This is a genomic window from Desulfitobacterium sp. PCE1, from assembly GCF_000384015.1.
In the GTDB taxonomy this organism is placed as follows: Bacteria; Bacillota; Desulfitobacteriia; order Desulfitobacteriales; family Desulfitobacteriaceae; genus Desulfitobacterium; species Desulfitobacterium dehalogenans.
Genome location: NZ_KB913023.1, coordinates 153985 through 173558, shown reverse-complemented (window position 1 = coordinate 173558; position 19574 = coordinate 153985). Strand labels below are relative to the sequence as shown.

Genomic DNA, 19574 nt, shown 5'->3' with positions numbered 1-19574 from the left:
TTAGAGAGCTTTATAGGCCTTTTGGTTTTACAATGAACCAACCCTGCATTTCCTGGTGGAGTGCCGAGCAGAAGTTGGTGCAATAGAAGGGATAGACTCCCGCTTTATCTGCTACGAATTCAAATTTCACCGTTTCTCCCGGTTGAGCTTCCACATTGAGGTTATACATGGAAATACCGAAGCCATGGGTAATATCTTCATCAAAATCCGTATTTGTCACATACCAGGTCACATGATCTCCTTCATTGACCTCCACATTATCCGGGTAATAGCGGCTGCGGAAGGACATTTGATAGACCGTGACATTATTGCCATCCCGTTCAATGCGGGCATTTTCCTTTTCATAAACAGCACCCGGCCGATTGGGATCCTTCTCGAATACTTCCCAGGTCTTGATCTTATCTGCTTTGATCATCTGAGCGAAGTGAGGCTCGGGATCTACGGGGACATCCATCAAAATCTTCATTTTATCCGTGGTTAAATCGATAAGCTGGGCACTCTCCGGATGGGATGGTCCAACGGACAAGAATTTATCCTTGGCCAGCTTATTCAGGGATACCAAATACTTGCCGTCCGGATCGACGGTATCTCCCTCAGCGGCACACAGGTGACCGGGGCAATAATGAACCGGGATAACATCAACAATTTCAAAGGTATCGAGTCTCCACTTGGCAATGGTACTGTCGATAAATAATGTGGTATAGGCATAACCATTACCGTCAAATTGGGTATGCAGTGGCCCTAAGCCCACGGGCACTTCCGCCACTCTTACCTTCTCATAATTGACAATCGGGAAACCCCGTTCTTCACCCTGGAAGTCTTTGTTCTCAATGCATTCCTTGAATTTCTCGAAGCTGAATACGGTAGCTACCGGAGCAATCTTTCCGTTGGCAATGAAATATTTGCCATCCGGCGTTACATCCACGCCATGGGGACTCTTCATGGCTGGGATCAGGTAGATAGAACCCGGTACATCCAGAGGGTCAATCATTTTCACCCCATCAACCATTTTAAATTTTCCTTCATTGGCCGCCTGTTCAAGCAGTTTCCAGTTTAGAGCGATGACATAATCCATCTCCCGCTGTGAAGCATTGACCTCCAGCAATTCATAGGCTTCCTCAGTATTATATGTTGTCAAAAACGCCCAACCTTCGCTGTCCAGCTTACCGGCATCGGATAAATCGTAAGACCAGGGAGGCAATAATACTTCCCAGCCTATACTCATCTCTCCGCTTTCTTGATTTATAGCTATCGCGGCCAGAACTCCCTTATAGTCCTCGGAATAGTTCTCAATAGGTGAATAGGTCCCATAAGGTATCGGCCCGGCAAAACGGGAGCCCATCATAAAGTATTCCGAATTCGGTGTCATAAACACAGCACTATGAGGCCCGTAAATATTAGGCACCTCTAAAATTTGAGTGGTTCTAAAGGAATCCAAATCGATCCGGGCAGCCCTGCTGTTGGCATTATCATTGACAAAAAGCCAACGCCCGTCATAATCTCCCTTTGTCTCGCTCAAAGCAGGGTGGTGGAGATCTCCCCAGCCCCATTCGCCAAGCATTTCCTTCGATTCCGCCGTCCAGCCATACCCAACAGCTGATTCAGGGGTAAATACCGGAATCGTTCTGATCCGCCGCATGGAGGGCACACCATAGACAAAGACGTTCCCTGAATGGCCGCCTGAGGCAAACATATAATACTCATCTAACTGACCAGGCGGCACATAGGTCTTTAGGGCCGCTTGCACCACATCATCCGATACACCATCGACAGATATATTCTTTCCTAAAACAGCCTCTGAACCCGCTCCAGGATTAAGCTGGGTAGATAAGTAAACAGCTATTACCAGACCAACCAGCAGCCCTGCCAGGGACAACACAATCTTTTTAAATAGTCCTTTTTCCACTTGCTAAAAACCTCCCTATACATTTGCATGATTCTATTGCTGATATCACTCTTCACTCCGGGTTATTCGTATTTTCAGTACCTTTGCTCTCCTCACCGTCTGGTTGCTGGGCCGCCTTTCCGCCGGCTGCAGTTAATAATTCGAGAACCTGATTTTTTTCATCACCTGTAATATCCATTCTGGCGAACATCTCAGCCATTGTCCCTTCCGGTTCTTGTAAAAACTCGGCGAGGGTCTTCCCAAAACGATCCGGCACATCCCCATACGCCTTGGTAAGATCTGGACCCGTCACACCACCGGCTATTCCGTAATAACTTACTTCATGGCACTGTGTACAGCCCTTTTGTAGAAAGAGCTCTCCTTCTCTTGCTGTTTTACCTGAGGCACCGCTCGGATCGCCGCTTTGGGTCCCTGCAGATTTCTGAGGCTGCAAGCCGGATGCATAGACCAGCTTAGCCTCACGATCATCCGGCAAAGCATAATTCGGTGCGGCGATTACACTCCCGGTTATCCCTACCAAGAAACCCATCCCCAGCCAGATGCAGAAAATTGAAAGCAAGTGAAACGATGGATTATTCCGCCCTTTTCCCGTCATTGATTCACCCCCATACCTTTCCGATTCCTAACCCATAATTAAAAATGCAGGGCAATATAAGTTAAAACCACCATGAGGATCAGTACGATTTCCGCTCCGATAATAACCCATGGCCTCTCTTCGGGTCGGCGGGATGTGCTTTTATCCAACCATGGCAATAAGATAACCCCTATAACCAGAAGTGCCGGAATCAGCAATCCCAAAAGTTGAGGGACAATTTTCAGCAGACCAAAAAGCCACATAAAATACCAATCCGGTTCAATATGAGCAGGGGTCATGACGGGATTGGCCGGGGGGCCCAGATCTTTGGGGATTACTCCAGCCAGAAAAAGAACAACTCCAAGGATACCAAGAGCCACGCTTACTTCAGTCGTTAAATGGTTTGGGAAAAAAGGTACCGTATCCTTATCCAATTCCTTTTTATTGATGTCCATTCTCATCACCTCCTATAGTGGACCGGAAATCCCCTGTTTACGAATCATTAAAAAGTGAGCAATCAGCAGGCCTATGGTAACCACAGGCAGTATCACAATATGGATAATAAAGAATCTCATCAGGGTATAGTCCGTAATCTTGGTTCCAGCTTGGCCCAATAGCAAGAGCTGGTCACCGACGATAGGAATTGACCCCAATATCTTGGTTCCAATAATCGCCGCCCAGTAACCCACCTGATCCAGCGGCAAAAGGTAACCCGTGAAACAGAAGAAAACGACTAAAAGCAGCAGGAGTACGCCCACTACCCAATTGAACTGACGAGGCGGCTTGTAGGCACCGGTAAAAACAACTCGCAAAAAATGCAGGACCACCATAATCAGCATCAGGTTAGCCGCAATGTTATGAACCGAACGCAAAGCCTTACCCATGAAGACCTCATTATTGATAAACATCACGCTCTGATAGGCGCCTTCCATCGTCGGGTTGTAGTAAACCGCCAGCACGATACCCGTAACAACCTGAACCAAAAACAACAGAAAGGAGATCCCACCAAAACAGAATATGAAATTACGAGCATGCCTGGGAACAGGATGTTCAGCGATTTCCTTAAGCATATCTTTTACCTCGACTTCTTTAGCCTCAAATGCCACGCTAAACAACCTCCCTTTGTACCATGACATAACCGTCTTCCACCCAGGCCCTCAAACGGGTTAGAGGTTTTGGCGGCGGGCCGTCCAGCACATTCCCGTCTTCATCGAATATTCCGCCATGACAGGGACATTCAAAGCGTTTCTCCGCTTCATTCCACATTACCGTACAGCCGAGATGGGTACAGACCCTGGAAAAGGCTTGATATTCGTTGCCCTTTTTGAAGATCATGGCCGGAAGACCGTCATAGATGATTTCTTTGGGCTTCTCCAATAACTCGTCTTCTTTAAGAATCGCCATTTTCGGAGGAAGCGGCTTTAATGCCTCAGGGGGGCTTATCATTTTTCCTACTGCGGCTGCAGGGGTTCCCACACTCAAAACCAAGGGTACCCCGGTCATGATTCCGAGGAATTTGCGTCTTGATATTTCCCCTTTATTGTTGTTCTCCATTTTCCATACCCCCTTTGCGGTCCAGAATCAAAACTCTCCATGTATAAACGGAAAAAGCGGCTGCAAAGCAAATTAATCCCATAAAAATTGCTACCCAATAGGCGTTTCCAGCTGTCCAACTCCTCGCGATCATAAAGACCAGGGTTATAGCCGCCCATATTCCCAATGCCAAAACCACAAAACCTTCCATATCCCCTTCTTCGTTAAAAAAACTCATCTTTTCACCCCCATCTTTTACTTTTTAGGAAAAATTTTTTGTACGCGGCCGCGAAACTTTGTAAGGAGCAAGCCCGCAATAATTATTGCTGATGCAGTACAACTTTGGCATAACTTGCAATTTCCACTACATCCACTATGTTGTAAAGGAAGCAAAGCTGCAGTTAATCCGATAGCTGTACCGGTTAGATTCTGCTTAACACGATTACTGATAGTGTTGAATTTGTTTCTTATCATATGAAGCATTGGCTACCCCCTATTTGCAACAGCTGAAGATGTCGTCCCCTCCAATTGAATAGGTTTATGTGTTTCTGTAATTCCTTTACTGTAACTTAAGGCTTCCTGAGGACATACCGCTACACAATCTAGGCAAACATTACACGAATACGGACTAACAGATATCCCTTTCCCCTGATCCGTTTTCGTAATAGACCACATGGAGCATGCTTTAATGCAAGAGCCACAGCCATTACACTTTGAACTGTCGTATTTAAGTTTATAAGTGAATCCCAGCTTAGAGCCGATCGCGTAGAACAAGGATTGAATAGTTCCTATGGGGCAGCCAAAGCTGCACCAACCCCGTCCACCCTTTATAAACAAGCCGAAAAAGACGAACCAAATTACTACTGTAATAATGGCCGTAGTGCTCCAATAGGCCAAAGCCTGCAGATCGCCGGTCAGCCCGCTGATGAATCTCTGAAAAATACTAAAGTTACAGAAAGCACAGCAGACACTCCCTCCTAAAAACGGCGTGAGAATGAAACCTGCTAAAAACCCATAGCGGATTGGAGTTGGATTTACTGTACGAGAAAGGTCAATTTTGAATCGATCCGGAACTAATTTGCTTAAGTACTCGGTAAGTGCTCCAGCCGAACATAACCAGCCGCAAAAAAGCGGTCCAAAAAAGAATGCTATGGCAATAACGATTATGAAACTAAGATAAAGGGGGTCGGCTACAATGCGATACCATTCTGTAGGATCAAAGAGCCAATTAATCGGCATCCGCATGCAGAAACTATGAATATCACTTGTTGAAGGATTATTTGTAATTGACTTCACGACCCGGACAAACACAGCAAATGGTGCATAAAAAAGGAAAATCCCCAAAATATATGTGCTTAGGCGCAGCCAAAAGTGTTTCCTTTTCTTTTTATCCCTATCCGAATAATGGCAACCAGACATTTTTCAAATCCTCCTTTATTAACCACATTAATTCCACTAATCAGGGTGCACAACAATCCTTATTGCCGTCTGAAGCCATATTCGTGTTAACAATTTTTATCGGAACATATCCCAATTGTTCTTTTGTGGTAAAATCCAGGACATTTAATCTCCCATCATAAATCTCTGAGGCGTTGAATAATTCTTTAGAAACGTCGAAATACATATTAAAATTTACTTTTTGACCCGGTTTTAAGGGGCGATTTAGAGTATTGTTTTTTTCATCCCATGCATCATCCTTAACACTCATTCTCACTGGTAAGGAATTATCCGTTAATTCAAACTGCAAATTATAATCCTTATTACTTTTATTTGTAATCGCATGAGACCTTACTTCAATAAGATCTGGCTGAAGTAACTTCTTAAGAAGGCCTTGCTCGTCAAGATTTACTGTCACCGTTTTAACCTTCCCGGTGTCTTTCTGTGGAAGGTTTAAATTGAAAGATCCTCCATCGCCTATACTGCTCTTATAATAACCCGCACCTATAACCAGTCCTAAACTGAGTGTGAATACGATCGTGGTTATGGCCAATTTCCGGCCTTTTTGCATCAATCTTCTCCTTTCCATTCCAATCATCTTCCGTGCGTTAACTTCTGATTGAGCACAAGAGAAAGTAGGGTTGCTGCCACTGCGGCAAATGGTTCCACCGCAGTGGCAGATTGTTCTGCCGATGCACCATATGTCTGGCTATCTTCACTTACCTGGGGTACGCTTCTTCCAGATACTGAAGGATCTCCCCTTCCTCTTCTTCTTGCATGAAAGCTCCATAACTTTTCATCAAAACAATAATTTCTGACCAAGTGGAAGAACCCTGATAATTCTGCACAGTGTCCACGGTATGGCATGCTGTACAGGTTGATTGGAAAGTAAGGTATCCGACCTGCCCAGCAGCCTCTGCTTCCTCCGGCAGGGGAATAGCATAGGTTGCAAAAAGGGCAAATCCAATCACCAAACCGACGACAACCATATTTAGACCTAAAGTTTTGCTTAATCTTCCGGTGACCAACCCCCGCAAATGATTCAACCTCCTTTGTCCATCCTCTGAGAGGAGCAAGTTTCCTTTATCAAGCTTTAATGTCTTTAGAAGTCGAAACAGGGATTTTTTCTTGGAAAACCGCAATCAACCCATCAATTATTGTCAAGCCTCCCAGGACATAGAGAACTTTAGCGGTGGTATGGCACTCCATCGGATTCATGCAAACGCCAATCCCCAGATTTGTGGGCAGGATAATAACGCCTAATCCCAGTATCATCAGAACACCGCCCAAACTTTTTTGAGCAAAGATGGTCTTGTTAAACAGATAGATTAAGGAGACCAAAACTATGATTATGCCTAAAAACACCTCCCCTTGGCCTGTATAATGACAGCGCATATGGACCATCTTCCCTGTGGTTAATTCCAGTAATCGTTGACAAACTGGAGCAAGATGAAACGGAGTCAAGGCGATCAATAGCCCCAGCACTACCCCCAGTCCGCCAATAACCTTAGCTAATTTTCCGTTCAAAGTTCTAACCTCCATTCATTTAACCTCTGGATTGCAACTGCCCCTGACTTAAGCTGTAAACCCGTCCGGCATAAGCTGCCAATTGGGGGTCGTGAGTAGCAACCATAACAATCTTCTTTTTTCCTGCCTGCTCTCCCAGCCACTTTCCCACAAAGTCCTTTTTCTCCTCATCTAGCTCCGCCGTGGGCTCATCGGCCAGGATTATATCCGGGTCATTGACCAAGGCCCTGGCCATGGCCACCCGGCGTCTTTGACCACCGCTTAGCTGATAAGGTAAAAAATCAGCCCGGTCTCCCAATTCCAGCTGTTCAAGCAAAAGCTCTACTGCTCTTTTTTCCATCCTTCTATCCCTTGCCTTCCCTCCCCTAATCCAGAAGGGAAGCATGATATTCTCCTTGACAGTCAGGGTAGGGAGCAGATAACACATCTGGAACATGAAGCCAATTTTTTGATTTCTTAATTCGGCTAAGTCTTTATCCCCATAGTGAAGGAGGGAGCGCCCGTCTATCGTCACCTGTCCTTCCGAAGGCCTTAACATACAACCCAGGATAAACAGCAGCGTACTCTTGCCACACCCTGACGGTCCATAGATTATGAGGGAATCCCCGCTCCTCAGGGTTAAATCAATGTTGCGCAGGGGAGTAACCCGATCACCCATACCGTCCCGGTAGTGGTGTGTAATGTTTTTTAATGATATTTCCATGGATACCTCCCTACTTTAGCTCCCCTTCCGTTAAAGCGATTACGGGATCCAATCGCGACGAACTTCTTGCCGGCCAGAAGGCTGCCAAACAGCAGATGAGAAGAATAAAAGCGATGACCCCTAAAAAAGCTACACAAAGCTGAGCTGCCTCAGGCAGCATAAACGGAAAAGAACTATGCTTGCTGAGGGATTTCGCCAGATAAAGCACCAGACCATATCCGGCCAGGCATCCTATAACTGCAGCCGCCAGTCCGCTGCAAAGGGTTTCCAGCATAACCAGCTTAAATAGGCTTCCTTTCTCTGTTCCCAATGCCCGCAGCAGCGCTAGTTCCTGCTGTCTCTCCAATACCAGGGAAGAATATCGTGAGGCCAGGGAAGCAATTGTGATTCCACAAATAATGACCACCATCAAACGCAGGATTTCTTTAATCAGGAGCAGCTCTTCTTTAAGTTCGGAAAATAACTTCCCTGCCGTCACGCTCTTAATCCCATTGATCCTGTCGATACCTTTGGCAACTTGACTCGGGTCAGCCTCAGCTTTTGTTTTAACAAGCACCGACGAAACCAACTCTTCCGGGTCCCCAGCCTCTTGCCAGTATTCCTGTAAATAGGGACTTTTTCCGGCAAGCCTCCGGGCCGTTTCAATAGGTACAAAAATTGTATCGTCAATACTCCCTCCCATCGGTTCAAGATAACCGGCAACATCAAAGGGCTCAGCCAAAATCACCACCCTGTCCCCCAAAAAAGCAGGCACGTTTCCACCTACAATAACCTCCGTGTTCTTTAAATCCCTGCCCACCCCTTTCGCTAATAATTCCCTTACCAGAAAATCCGTTTGTGGATCATAACCAACCAGCCGGTATTCTTCCGGGAGACTGCAACAGCTCTGATTAAGAGTCTGGCTGAAGAATTGTGCCGATATAGCTTCCACACCAGGGACTTTCTCGATCTCCCTCAACACTTCTGAATTCATATAAATATTAGCGGGTGCCCCGGTAAATAGGACTTGGCCAGGTTCAAAATGAGCATCTGCCGGTATAGCCATAACATCCGCTCCCAGATTATCGACGGCACTTTGGCCTGCTTTCTCAATACCCCAGACCAACAGTATCCCGGCTGCCAGAGCGGCAGCGCAGGCCATGACGACAAACAGAGTAAGTCCTTGCTGCCAAGGCCGTCTTTTGGCATTCCGCCAAATCAATTTTGCAAACATTCTTTCACCTCCCTGCTAGCGTTAAGGCTATACCTTATAATCAGAAGCTTGAGAAGATTATTACTAATTCATTTTGCAATTATCGTGCCAATAGTACCTAAGCTGCTTTTCTGCAGATGTGTGAACGTTTTGTGAATGTTTAAGGATATCTTTGTGAATCTCTTCTCTGATCCGTTGGGGCAAGAATGTCACTCAATTGTCCCAAAGATGTCCCACTTTTCGACCTTAACCTCAGACAAGAGGATGGATTATCCAAAATTAAGTTGGTACGCCATTTGCATTGAAATCTTATGAGGTCTCTGAGCAATAAAAAAACCCTTGCTCAAAAGCAAGAGTCTTTTATTTAGGCCTAATTGTAAGGAGGTTGTATTTATGGAAAAAGTAACAACTAAAATCATCTTCAGCCTTGTCCTAAGCCTGGTTCTCCTCATCAGCGGTTGCTCCTCAGGCCAAGAACCCAGTCCAACCACTACTACGGCTCCACAAGAAAAAGCCGACATCGCGGTTTTTAGCCAAACTAAGGAGCTTAATCAAATCATTGATTTAGATACTATGAAATTAAGAATCATCAATGTTAGTTTGGTAAGAAACACCGATCCCTCCGAAGATGCCCCCTTGGGTAAAATCGCTTTAGGTATAGAAATCGGGAACACCTCCAACAAGGATATTCAATTTTATCCTGAGGAATTTGAAATGACCATCGACGGCCAGGAAATCTCCTCACCGGATCTCACCCTTACTTCATCTTTAGGGGGGACCTACCCTCCTCAGAGGGTGCAACAGGGTTTTATCACTTTTCCCGTTAGGGAACGTGAAGTCACCTCTGTAAAGGAATTGCAATTAACCATTCCCCCCATTACAGATCAGGATGGCGCATCCACTGAAGCAAAAGAATACACCATTTTTATTGACGATTCAGAAGCTTAATTACCTCTGCAAATCATACTTATTCATCAGTCTATGGATTGTTTTACGATCAATTCCGGCTGATTTAGCCGCCTGAGTGATATTGCCATTATGTTTGTCTAAAAGCTCCTTCATGTATTTTACTTCAAATTTTTTCAACCAAAGATCCTTCGCCTCATGAAAGGAAAGGTCCCCCAGATTCTCCTGCTCAGGGAGAATCTTTTTTTGTTCGGCAATGACTTTCTCCGGCAGATCAGTAATCTCTACCATCTCTGACTCCGACAGGGAGATGGCTCTTTCCACAACATTACGCAGCTCACGGATATTCCCCGGCCAGGAATAACTTTTCATGGTCTTCATTGCCTCAGGGGTAAAGCCCCCAACCTTCTTATCCATATCTTGTGAAAATTTCTTACAGAAATGATTCACCAGTAAGGGAATGTCCTGCTGCCGTTCATGCAAGATGGGAAGCTTAAGAGTAATGACGTTGATTCGATAATAGAGATCTTCACGAAACTCTTTCGTGCGGACCGCTTTTTCCAAATCACGATTCGTAGCGGCCAAAACCCGAATATCGATATTGATCAAGCGATTACCCCCAACTCTTCGAATCGCCCGTTCTTCCAATGTTCTTAAAAGCTTGGCTTGCATGGCCAGAGTCAACTCCCCCAATTCATCCAGGAAAAGAGTTCCACCGTGGGCCATTTCCAACAACCCCTGCTTGGTGTTGTTCGCCCCCGTAAAGGCTCCCCTTTCATAACCAAACAGCTCACTTTCCAATAGATTTTCCGGTAAGGATGCACAATCCACGGGAATGAAAGGCCCTGTGGAACGTCTGCTGTTTTTGTGAATAGCCCGAGCGATGACTTCTTTACCGGTACCGCTTTCCCCCAAGATGAGGATGGAGGCATCGCTATTGGAAATCTTGCCAATCGTAGCAAAGACATCTTGCAGCCCTCCCCGGGCACCAATAATATTATCGGTGTTTAGGCCTTCCTGCAGCTGAGCCCGCAGCAATTGGTTCTCTTCCGTTAAGGCGATATGTTGAAGTGCTTTATTGATGGTCAATTGCAGCTGTTCAATGGGAAAAGGCTTGGAAAGATAATCATAGGCTCCTTCTTTCATGGCTTGTACAGCCGAGTCCACCGAAGCATAACCCGTGATTACAATAACTCTCGCCTCGGGGACGCATACTTTGGCTTTTTCCAGCACTTCAAATCCATCGCATTTAGGCATTTTGATATCTGTTATGATCAGGTCAGGCTGCAGCTTATGGATTTCCTCCAAAGCCTCACAACTATCTTCATAGGTAGTGCATTTATATCCCATGCGGTGGATAACCCTGGCACAGGTCTCCAGCATATCCGGCTCATCATCGATGACAACAATATGTCGATCCTCACCCATTCAAATCACCCTCCCGGTCATTTGGCGCACAGGGTAAAATCATGCTAAAGCAACTGCCCTCGTGGGGAGTGCTCTCCATGCGCAAAAAGCCGCCATGCTCTTTCATGATAGTCAGGCTAATCGGTAATCCCAACCCTGTGCCCAGTTCTTTTTCCTTCGTACTAAAAAAGGGGTCAAAAATAGTATTCATAATTTCCTCCGGTATTCCCGTACCATTATCCTCAATATCTATCTGAATATTATTTTCTTCAGTATTATGTTTCGTGGTAATGGTGATCTTCCCTCCTTCCGGCAGGGCATCTTTGGCATTAGTTAAGATATTGACAAGCACTTGCTCCAGTTGGTCTTTGTTGCCGATAACGGTTGGCAGGTGGCAGAGGTTGAGGACAATGATGATATCCTTACGGGAAAACTGTCTTTCCAGCCAAACCACTGTTTCCTTGATCAAATTCTCCAGATCGACTAAAGCTGTTTCATTTTTCGTTCGCCTGGAAAAAGAGAGCAATCCTCGGGTGGTATGAGCGATCCGTTCTGTATGCTTTTTGATAACCAGCAAATCTTTTACGACCTCTTCAGGCAACTCTTTTTCCGGAGCCTCTAAAAGGAGCCATTCCAACCTGGACAAAATGATTCCTGTAGGATTGTTGATCTCGTGGGTAAGGTTAGCTGCTAATCTACCTGCAGCGGCTAACCGTTCAGAATAAATCAGTTGACGCTGCGTCTTTTCCAACTCTTTAATAGTGTCGAACAATGACCTATTGAGCTGAGTGATTTCTTGATTAGCATCTTCAAGGTTGTTCTTTTCTTGGGCCAGGCGATTCAGCAATTGAGAGCGTTGGAGGGTCGCTGCCACTTGGTTGGCTATGGCTAAGAGAATTTCAAGCAAATCTCGGCTTAGCCCTACCTTAAGGGTACTCTTAAGGGTAATCACTCCAAATACTTCCGTACCTGAAACCAAAGGTACACAAACATGGGATCGAAAAATGCCCCGGCAAGCTTCTCCCGTACAACAGGGACAAGTCTGATCCTGATCAGAAATCATCGGCAACTGATCCCGTATAGCTTTGCAGTTCCCTAACTCCGACCTGCTGCAGCTATATCTTTCAGGGAATATATTGAAGCTGCATTCGTAGTGAGCGAAAATATTTTCCATCTCTTCTTTGATTGCCGGTAATAGTTCTTCGATTTTTAAGGGCAAAAAGCCCGTCATATTGTTTATTTTGTGAAGTGCAGCAATCTGTTTTTTTAGTTCTGCTTCAGAAGATAAGGCTGTATTTTGCTTCACGTCCATTCTATCCCACATCCCTTACTGCATTAATTAATGCGGCAAGATTGCCCGGCTTTGTATCCAAAGGTATTTCACACCCGGAACTTAAAATAAACCGCTTGCTACTGGCTGCCAGATTGATCAACTCTTTACCTTCACGGATGATCTCCTGAGGGGTTTTATTAACAAACCGGTAGGGTTTAATATTTCCGGCCACCAAAAAGTCTTCTCCCCACTTCAATGCTTCTTCCAGCGGGACCTCATAATCTATGCTGGCAATATTCACTCCACATTGGCGATAGTAGGGCAAAAGCCCTTGGCTATTTCCCGTTATCATTAACCAGGAAGCCAGCGTCCCCGCTGATTTGAATTGGGAAAAAATATCACGAATATGGGGTAATAGATAGCGGACAAACATCTCACTGGGAAGAATGCTTTGAGACGCACTAGGGTCTATTACTGCCGAGATATGAGCACCCTGGGCAAGTAAGGCCAAGCCGGATTTTAAAGAAATTTCGGCAGTGAAGCTCAACATGTCTGCAAATTCACAAGGCGAGTCAAGCAAGAGATATAAGAGTCTTTCCAATCCCATCAATTGACTGGCAATACTCATAGGTCCCAAGACGACTCCCACAATAGGCAGATTATCACCTATTTCGGCCTTGAGAATTTTAACGGCTTGTAGTAACTCCGGCATCCTACCATCTGTTAAAGGGTTAAAATCCGGTAATTCGCTTAATTGTTTTGGATCTTCCAGTCTATATTTTTCAATATAGGGATAAGCATTTTCCGGAAAACATATTCTTGATCCCAAAGCTTCTGCTTCGATACAATTATCTCCATAGACAAAAACTGCATCATAGTTGAATTTCCGCTGTGAATTCAACTGACATTGCGCCAAAATTTCTCCATTTTGCAGATACTCTTTTAATCTTACATTCGTTAAAAAAGCTGCCCCTCCAAATACCAGCGGCATACAAAGAGTATCGCCAAAAGTATGGCCTACCAGAGCAGACTCTAACCTCTGTAACCTGTTCACTCCACAACATTCCCTTCATGAAGTTGGAGAAATCTTATAAGATCAAACGCATCTTCCGCTATCATATCCACATCGAGATCCTCTTTTCCTAATTGTTTAACAGCAGCCCCCCCAGCTATCACCATAATATCCAACATACCTTCTTCTCTTAACAACCTCTTTATCTCTCTAATGCCCGCCGCTGAAGAAAAGATTAAGCTGCTCACCCCTATAAAATCCGCCTTCTCCGCTTTAGCAGTCATGACGAATTGAGCGGGAGGAACATCTTTGCCTAAATCGATGACCTTATAACCTACAGTTTTCAAAAGAGTCGTGACAATGTTTTTCCCCAGATCATGGATATCCCCTTGAATTGTACCCATAACGAATACTCCTTTTATGCGGAGGGAACCAAACTCGGCAGGCAGTTTCTCGATCTCCGGACAAACCACCTCATCCACAACTTCTTTCATTGCTCTGGCCGCTAATAATATTTCCAGAAGGTTAAATTGATTCATATTGCATTTCACATCGAGAGAATCCAAAGCTCTTGTCAGCCCTTCTACTAATTGAGTTATCCTATAACCTTTGGCTAATAAATCCCTCGCGATAAAAACAGATTCCTTAGCATTCCCTTGTATGACGTTTTCGACTAAGTCAGCAACATTATACAAGTCTTTACCTCCTTCCTATGAACTATTTAGTTTATATTCCAACCTGATTTTGAGCAACAATTGGCGTATTCCTTCCTAACCTTTTTATTTCTCCCAAAAACGACTATATACCTTTATCTTACTAAATACTAAAAAAATTTAGAAAAATTGCTGGCCAGAATATTCCGTCGCCCGCTCAGAGAAGAAATCCTGTCACAATATAATAAAACTATTTGTACGTCTGGAATAATAACAGTTAAAATAGACTCTAAGGAGGAATCGTCTATGAATAAGATCAGAATTGGTATCGTAGGTTATGGAAATCTTGGGCAAAGTGTCGAGTTAGGAATTCGGCAAAACGAGGATATGGAACTTGTGGGAGTATTTACAAGACGTGACCCTTCAACAATCAAAACTGTTACCAAAGGAGTTAATGTCTTCACAATGGATGAGGCCAAACAGATGACGGATCAAATTGATGTGATGGTGCTTTGTGGTGGGAGCATGTCGGACATGCCGGTTCAGGGTCCTGAGTTTGCGGGTCTGTTCAATACCGTCGATGGCTATGATACTCATGCGAAAATCCCGGAATATTTTGCTGTCATGAATAAAAATGCCTTAGAGGCCAAAAAAGTTTGCATTATTGCCAGCGGATGGGATCCTGGAATGTTCTCAATCAATCGCCTCTATGCAGAGGCCATCCTACCTGAAGGGAATACCTATACCTTCTGGGGGAAAGGAATCAGCCAGGGGCATTCGGATGCGATTAGAAGAGTTAAAGGAGTCAAGGATGCGAAGCAGTATACCATTCCTAAGGAAAGTGCCATTGAGGCCGTTAGAAGAGGAGAGATGCCGGAACTGACGACAAGGGAAAAGCATGGTCGAGAGTGCTTTGTGGTGGTTGAAGAAGGAGCCGATAAAGCGCAGATCGAGCATGAGATAAAAACAATGCCCAATTATTTTGCAGACTATGACACAGAAGTACATTTCATTACTGAAGAAGAACTGGAAAAAAATCACCACGGTCTTCCTCATGGCGGTTTAGTGATTCGTCATGGAAGAACAGGCCTTAATGAAGAGCATAATCATGTCATTGAATACCGATTGGATTTGGATTCCAACCCCAATTTCACAGCCAATGTCCTCGTTGCCTTTGTGAGGGCCGCATATCGTTTAAATCAGGAGGGGGTATCCGGTGCCAAAACAGTTATAGATATCGCCCCGGCCTATCTTTCAAGCAAATCAGCGGAAGAGCTTAGAAAATCCCTTATATAATGGACTCAGCCTTATATCAACATCGCCAAGGTTCCGCTAACAATTAACGCCAGTCCAATCGCAGCTTTTTTCGATAATTTCTCATGGAATACAAGATAGGAGAAGGCAATGGTCACGAGAATGCTGAGTTTATCGATTGGCACGACTACGCTGGCCGGCCCATCCTGAAGGGCCTTGTAATAACACAGCCACGATCCGCCGGTGGCCAGGCCTGACAGTGTGATAAAACCAAGTTCTTTCAGAGGTATCTCTTGGGGAGTAATCTTTTTTCCAGTCACAAACACCACAATCCAAGCCATAACCAGCACGACTCCCGTACGAATGGCCGTCCCAAGGTTTGACTCCACTCCTTCAATACCGATTTTCCCGAGAATAGACGTCAGGCTGGCAAATACTGCAGCCAAAAAGGCATAAATCAGCCAGGAATTATTGCTTTGGGGCTGCTCATCACCCGTTTCTTTTTTCTGTATCATTAAGTATGTACCTATGCCGATGCCCACGACTCCTGCTGCCTTCCCAACACTTATCCCCTCGTTCAGGACAATGAAGGCCAGAATGATGGTCAGGACCGTACTTGATTTGTCGATGGGAACAACCTTGTTAATATCTCCTAGCTGCAAAGCCTTAAAGTAGCACAGCCATGATGCGCCGGTGGCCAAGCCGGATAAAACCAAAAACAGCAGTGTTTTTCCAGAGATATCTGCGATCGTCGTATGTGACCCCACCATAAATACCATCAACCAAGAAAATAACAGCACAACAATCGTGCGGATGGCCGTAGCAACATTCGAGTCCGTCTTTTTTATCCCGCATTTGGCCAGAATTGCGGTAATCCCTGCGAAGAACGCAGAGCCAAAAGCATATACAACCCACATCATCTTCGCCTCATTTGCATCGTATATTATGTATCTTCTCTCATTATAGGGTGAGATGATTTCCAAAGCAAAAGGATTTGAACCATAGGTTCAAATCCTTTTGCTTAAGTCTTATACCAATTGCTTTTTGCTTGCAATCTCTTCCTGCACGAGAGCCATGAACTCCGCTACAGAGAGTTTTTCTCCTGAATTGGCTTGACTATAACGGCGAACGGAGACCGTATCCGTTTCCGCCTCTTGGTCCCCGACCACGAGGGCGAAGGGGATTTTGTGGGTTTGGGCTTCCCGGATCTTGTAGCTGATCTTCTCGCGGCGTTCATCCACTTCAGCCCGGATGTCCAGATCATTGAGGCGGCGTACGATGTCCTGAGCATAGTCCTCATGACGTTCGCTGATGGGCAGAACCCGGACTTGAACAGGGGCCAGCCAGGTGGGGAAGGCTCCGGCATAGTGCTCTGTGAGAAGAGCAATAAAGCGCTCAATGCTTCCGTATACCACCCGGTGAATCATGACCGGACGATGCTTTTGACCGTCTTCACCGATATAAGTGAGGTCGAACTTCTCGGGCATTTGGAAATCCAGCTGAATGGTGCCGCACTGCCAGGTTCTGCCTAAGCAGTCCCGGAGATGGAAGTCGATTTTCGGTCCGTAGAAGGCACCGTCTCCCGGGTTAATCTTATAGTTGACTCCCTTTGCTTCCAGGGCTTCCTGAAGGGCATTGGTAGCCATTTCCCAAGTCTCATCGGCGCCCATGGAATTTTCAGGACGGGTGGAAAGCTCCACATGATATTCAAAGCCGAAGACCTTATAGAAACGGTCCACCAGGTCAATGACGCCGCTGATTTCATCTTTGATTTGGGAAGGAAGCATAAAGATATGGGCATCATCCTGAGTGAAATTGCGAACCCGCAAGAGTCCGTTTAAGGCACCGGATAACTCATGACGATGCACTAAGCCCAGCTCTCCCATTCTCAAGGGAAGATCGCGATAGCTTCTCAGCTTTTGCTTATACATAATCATACCGCCGGGACAATTCATAGGCTTTACAGCGAAGTCCTCATCATCAATCTTGGTGGTATACATATTATCTTTATAATGATCCCAGTGACCAGAATTTTCCCACAGGTCGCGGCTTAGGATGATGGGAGTCTTGATTTCGTGATAGCCTCTCTTGCGATGCTCCTGACGCCAGAAATCTTCCAGCTGGTTACGCAGAACCATACCTTTGGGATGGAAGAAGGGAAAGCCAGGACCTTCATCGTGAAGGCTGAACAGATCCAGCTCCACGCCCAGTTTACGGTGATCACGGCGCTTTGCCTCTTCGAGCTTAAAGAGGTAGTCCTCCAGATCCTCTTTTTTGGCCCAGACCGTTCCATAGATCCGTTGGAGCATTTTATTCTTTTCACTGCCCCGCCAATAAGCACCGGCCACGTTCATGAGCTTGAAGGCTTTAACTACCCCAGTAGAGGGAATATGAGGACCGGCACAAAGATCAGTGAAGTTTCCTTGAGTATACATGGAAATCACTTCATCCTCAGGTAAGTCTTCAATCAACTCCACCTTGTACTTTTCTCCTTCTTCAGAGAAATACTTCAAAGAATCACTGCGGGAGATTTCTTTTCGTTCATAGGATTTATTCTCTTTAACCAAACGGCGCATCTCGGCTTCGATCTTTTCTAGATCCTCCGGTGTAAAAACATGCTCGGAATCAAAATCATAATAGAAGCCATTGTCAATAGCAGGCCCAATCCCTAATATGGTTCCCGGGAAAAGGTTCCGTACGGCTTCAGCCATAAGGTGAGAGGTGGAGTGCCTTAAAATCTTTAATCCTTCCTCAGAATCCACCGTGATAATCTCTACCTCAGCATCCTGGATTAAAGTATAAGACAAGTCCTTAAGCTCTCCATTCACTTTCCCGGCCACGGCAGCTTTCGCCAGACCTCTGGAGATGGAGGCTGCCAATTCCATGAGACTCTTACCTGATTCGATCTCTCGGATAGAGCCATCCTTTAACGTAATCTTTACCATCTTGGTCAACTCCTTATTCCTTTCAATTTTTAAACTTTATAATACGGAAAATAAAAAAGCCCTCATCCCAATATGGGACGAGAGCATTATTCCCGTGGTTCCACCCAAGTTAAAGCACCTCCCGGTTGCTTTCCCTTTGATCCCTTAACGCGGGCAGACGTCTGAGCATACTTTGCTTCAACTCAGCACTCCGGGGTGGTCTTCCTCTGCTTCTTTGTGAGAGATGCTTGCAGCCGGTGACATCTCCTCTCTAACACAAACAAAAACAAACTACTTTCCCCGTCATCGTTTTCATTTCATTATATCTATCCCTTTGCTCTTTGTCAAATCTTCTCACAGATAGAACAGCTTTCTGTACAATAACTGACGCGGCCTTCAAAAACCTTGCAGATCGTCTGCAGAGTATCTTTATACCCTTCATAACGAATATGCATCACAATTTTTCGCGGGGCCACAGCAATTAAAGCACTGACGAGAAGATCTTCATAAGTGAGTTCCTGAGAGGTATCCATAAAAGACAAATCATCCATGTATTTTTTGGTGATTTTTTTCCCTTCTTCATTATAAAGGTTGAACTTGCCTTGTCTTGTGATTCCTACATGCAAGGTATGAATACGGGGCTTTTGCGAATCCACAAAGCGCCTGAGCAAATTGATAAACTCTTCATATTCCGTTTCAATGACATGTTCGTTCACTACGTAGTTGACGGCTTTATGAATCTCTTCTTTATAGTCCTTGGCCCGGAATCGCAAAAAGCCTTCCATATCAAAGAGGGACTGAGCCTCTATGCATTTGACGATTTGGTTGACCAAGGATGCCTTACGATGAATGCGGTAACCCTTCCATTGTTGGGATTCTTGATTAAGGTATTGGAGAGCCTTCTCGAAAATCTGAACAACTTCCTCCCGTTTCATTTTATATTTGCTTTTGAGCAGCCAGCGGATATGATCTTTTTCCCAATGCTGCAAGATCGTTTCCGCAATAGCATTGGCTAAGTAATAGCTATGAATTTTTTTGGTGGTCTCCCGATCCTCTTCGATCGCTTCGAGCTGGAACTCACAATCTATCAACCAGTGCTTGCCTTGTTGATATTCGTGAAGCACCACCGGAAGCTTCTCCTGCTCTTGGAGCTGCCTAAGGCGCTCATAGATGCTCTCTCGATAATATTGAGTTCCAACCTGAACGGAGTGTTGTTCCACCACCCTGGCATCCCCTCCATAGTAGAGTATATGAGCAAGGTTTGCTCATATTG

21 protein-coding genes and 1 other annotated feature are annotated in these 19574 nt (G+C 45.2%); of the genes, 2 read left to right on the top strand and 19 right to left on the bottom strand.

Annotated elements, in window-relative coordinates; translation table 11 throughout:
- Window positions 1–10 precede the first annotated feature (10 nt).
- From nosZ to DESPCE1_RS0100835, 12 genes are all read right to left on the bottom strand, one after another.
- Entirely contained in the window at window positions 11–1906 is a 1896-nt protein-coding gene (nosZ, locus tag DESPCE1_RS0100895) for a Sec-dependent nitrous-oxide reductase (protein ID WP_014792165.1), read from the bottom strand.
- A 52-nt stretch (window positions 1907–1958) separates the two neighbouring features.
- On the bottom strand, window positions 1959–2501 hold the full coding sequence (locus DESPCE1_RS0100890) for a hypothetical protein (RefSeq protein ID WP_014792164.1): 543 nt from the start codon (window positions 2499–2501) through the stop codon (window positions 1959–1961).
- Window positions 2502–2539: 38 nt separating this feature from the next.
- On the bottom strand, window positions 2540–2935 hold the full coding sequence (locus DESPCE1_RS0100885) for a cytochrome b subunit of the bc complex (protein WP_019849167.1): 396 nt from the start codon (window positions 2933–2935) through the stop codon (window positions 2540–2542).
- A gap of 12 nt (window positions 2936–2947) precedes the next feature.
- Entirely contained in the window at window positions 2948–3616 is a 669-nt protein-coding gene (locus DESPCE1_RS0100880; protein ID WP_172637574.1) for a cytochrome b N-terminal domain-containing protein, read from the bottom strand.
- Window positions 3588–4034, bottom strand: coding sequence for a ubiquinol-cytochrome c reductase iron-sulfur subunit (locus DESPCE1_RS0100875; protein WP_014792161.1), 447 nt, complete (start codon window positions 4032–4034; stop codon window positions 3588–3590). Before DESPCE1_RS0100875 ends, DESPCE1_RS0100880 begins: the two co-directional genes overlap by 29 nt.
- Window positions 4018–4251, bottom strand: a complete 234-nt coding sequence (locus DESPCE1_RS0100870; RefSeq protein ID WP_014792160.1) for a hypothetical protein — start codon at window positions 4249–4251, stop codon at window positions 4018–4020. The genes DESPCE1_RS0100875 and DESPCE1_RS0100870 overlap by 17 nt, the downstream gene beginning before the upstream one ends.
- Window positions 4252–4499: 248 nt before the next feature.
- Window positions 4500–5432 (bottom strand): 4Fe-4S binding protein, encoded by a 933-nt coding sequence (locus DESPCE1_RS0100860; protein WP_019849165.1) that lies wholly within the window; start codon window positions 5430–5432, stop codon window positions 4500–4502.
- Between the two features lie 40 nt (window positions 5433–5472).
- Window positions 5473–6021, bottom strand: a complete 549-nt coding sequence (locus DESPCE1_RS0100855; protein ID WP_019849164.1) for a hypothetical protein — start codon at window positions 6019–6021, stop codon at window positions 5473–5475.
- A 148-nt stretch (window positions 6022–6169) separates the two neighbouring features.
- Window positions 6170–6487 (bottom strand): hypothetical protein, encoded by a 318-nt coding sequence (locus tag DESPCE1_RS0100850; RefSeq protein WP_014792157.1) that lies wholly within the window; start codon window positions 6485–6487, stop codon window positions 6170–6172.
- A 49-nt stretch (window positions 6488–6536) separates the two neighbouring features.
- Window positions 6537–6992 carry a DUF4418 family protein gene (locus DESPCE1_RS0100845; RefSeq protein WP_028305415.1) on the bottom strand — a complete coding sequence of 152 codons (456 nt, stop codon included), beginning with the start codon at window positions 6990–6992 and terminating at the stop codon, window positions 6537–6539.
- 4 nt (window positions 6993–6996) lie between these two features.
- Window positions 6997–7680 carry an ABC transporter ATP-binding protein gene (locus tag DESPCE1_RS0100840; RefSeq protein WP_014792155.1) on the bottom strand — a complete coding sequence of 228 codons (684 nt, stop codon included), beginning with the start codon at window positions 7678–7680 and terminating at the stop codon, window positions 6997–6999.
- A gap of 10 nt (window positions 7681–7690) precedes the next feature.
- Window positions 7691–8893 carry an FtsX-like permease family protein gene (locus DESPCE1_RS0100835; RefSeq protein ID WP_014792154.1) on the bottom strand — a complete coding sequence of 401 codons (1203 nt, stop codon included), beginning with the start codon at window positions 8891–8893 and terminating at the stop codon, window positions 7691–7693.
- 372 nt (window positions 8894–9265) lie between these two features.
- Here DESPCE1_RS0100835 and DESPCE1_RS0100830 point away from each other — a divergent pair, with 372 nt between their 5' ends.
- Complete coding sequence (locus DESPCE1_RS0100830) at window positions 9266–9820, top strand: hypothetical protein (RefSeq protein WP_019849162.1); 555 nt, start codon at window positions 9266–9268, stop codon at window positions 9818–9820.
- Here the strand turns inward: DESPCE1_RS0100830 and DESPCE1_RS0100825 are convergent, their stop codons facing one another.
- Genes DESPCE1_RS0100825 through DESPCE1_RS0100810 form a run of 4 tightly spaced genes read right to left on the bottom strand, consistent with a single transcriptional unit; the run spans window position 9821 to window position 14165 of the window.
- A complete protein-coding gene (locus DESPCE1_RS0100825) occupies window positions 9821–11206 on the bottom strand; it encodes a sigma-54 dependent transcriptional regulator (RefSeq protein ID WP_014792152.1) in 1386 nt (461 codons plus the stop codon).
- Window positions 11199–12509, bottom strand: a complete 1311-nt coding sequence (locus DESPCE1_RS0100820) for a GAF domain-containing sensor histidine kinase (RefSeq protein WP_028305414.1) — start codon at window positions 12507–12509, stop codon at window positions 11199–11201. Before DESPCE1_RS0100820 ends, DESPCE1_RS0100825 begins: the two co-directional genes overlap by 8 nt.
- Window positions 12499–13512 carry a uroporphyrinogen decarboxylase family protein gene (locus DESPCE1_RS0100815; RefSeq protein WP_014792150.1) on the bottom strand — a complete coding sequence of 338 codons (1014 nt, stop codon included), beginning with the start codon at window positions 13510–13512 and terminating at the stop codon, window positions 12499–12501. The genes DESPCE1_RS0100820 and DESPCE1_RS0100815 overlap by 11 nt, the downstream gene beginning before the upstream one ends.
- Window positions 13509–14165, bottom strand: coding sequence for a B12-binding domain-containing protein (locus DESPCE1_RS0100810; RefSeq protein WP_014792149.1), 657 nt, complete (start codon window positions 14163–14165; stop codon window positions 13509–13511). Before DESPCE1_RS0100810 ends, DESPCE1_RS0100815 begins: the two co-directional genes overlap by 4 nt.
- Before the next feature lie 264 nt (window positions 14166–14429).
- On the opposite strand from DESPCE1_RS0100810, the gene DESPCE1_RS0100805 reads away from it, so the two are divergent.
- A complete protein-coding gene (locus DESPCE1_RS0100805) occupies window positions 14430–15419 on the top strand; it encodes a diaminopimelate dehydrogenase (RefSeq protein WP_014792148.1) in 990 nt (329 codons plus the stop codon).
- Window positions 15420–15430: 11 nt separating this feature from the next.
- Here DESPCE1_RS0100805 and DESPCE1_RS0100800 read toward each other — a convergent pair whose 3' ends face one another.
- From DESPCE1_RS0100800 to ytxC, 3 genes are all read right to left on the bottom strand, one after another.
- On the bottom strand, window positions 15431–16294 hold the full coding sequence (locus DESPCE1_RS0100800; RefSeq protein ID WP_019849161.1) for an EamA family transporter: 864 nt from the start codon (window positions 16292–16294) through the stop codon (window positions 15431–15433).
- 111 nt (window positions 16295–16405) lie between these two features.
- Window positions 16406–18322, bottom strand: a complete 1917-nt coding sequence (gene thrS / locus DESPCE1_RS0100795) for a threonine--tRNA ligase (RefSeq protein ID WP_014792146.1) — start codon at window positions 18320–18322, stop codon at window positions 16406–16408.
- Between the two features lie 70 nt (window positions 18323–18392).
- Window positions 18393–18617 (bottom strand) — a binding site (T-box leader).
- 28 nt (window positions 18618–18645) lie between these two features.
- A complete protein-coding gene (gene ytxC / locus DESPCE1_RS0100790) occupies window positions 18646–19521 on the bottom strand; it encodes a putative sporulation protein YtxC (protein WP_028305413.1) in 876 nt (291 codons plus the stop codon).
- Window positions 19522–19574: the final 53 nt, after the last annotated feature.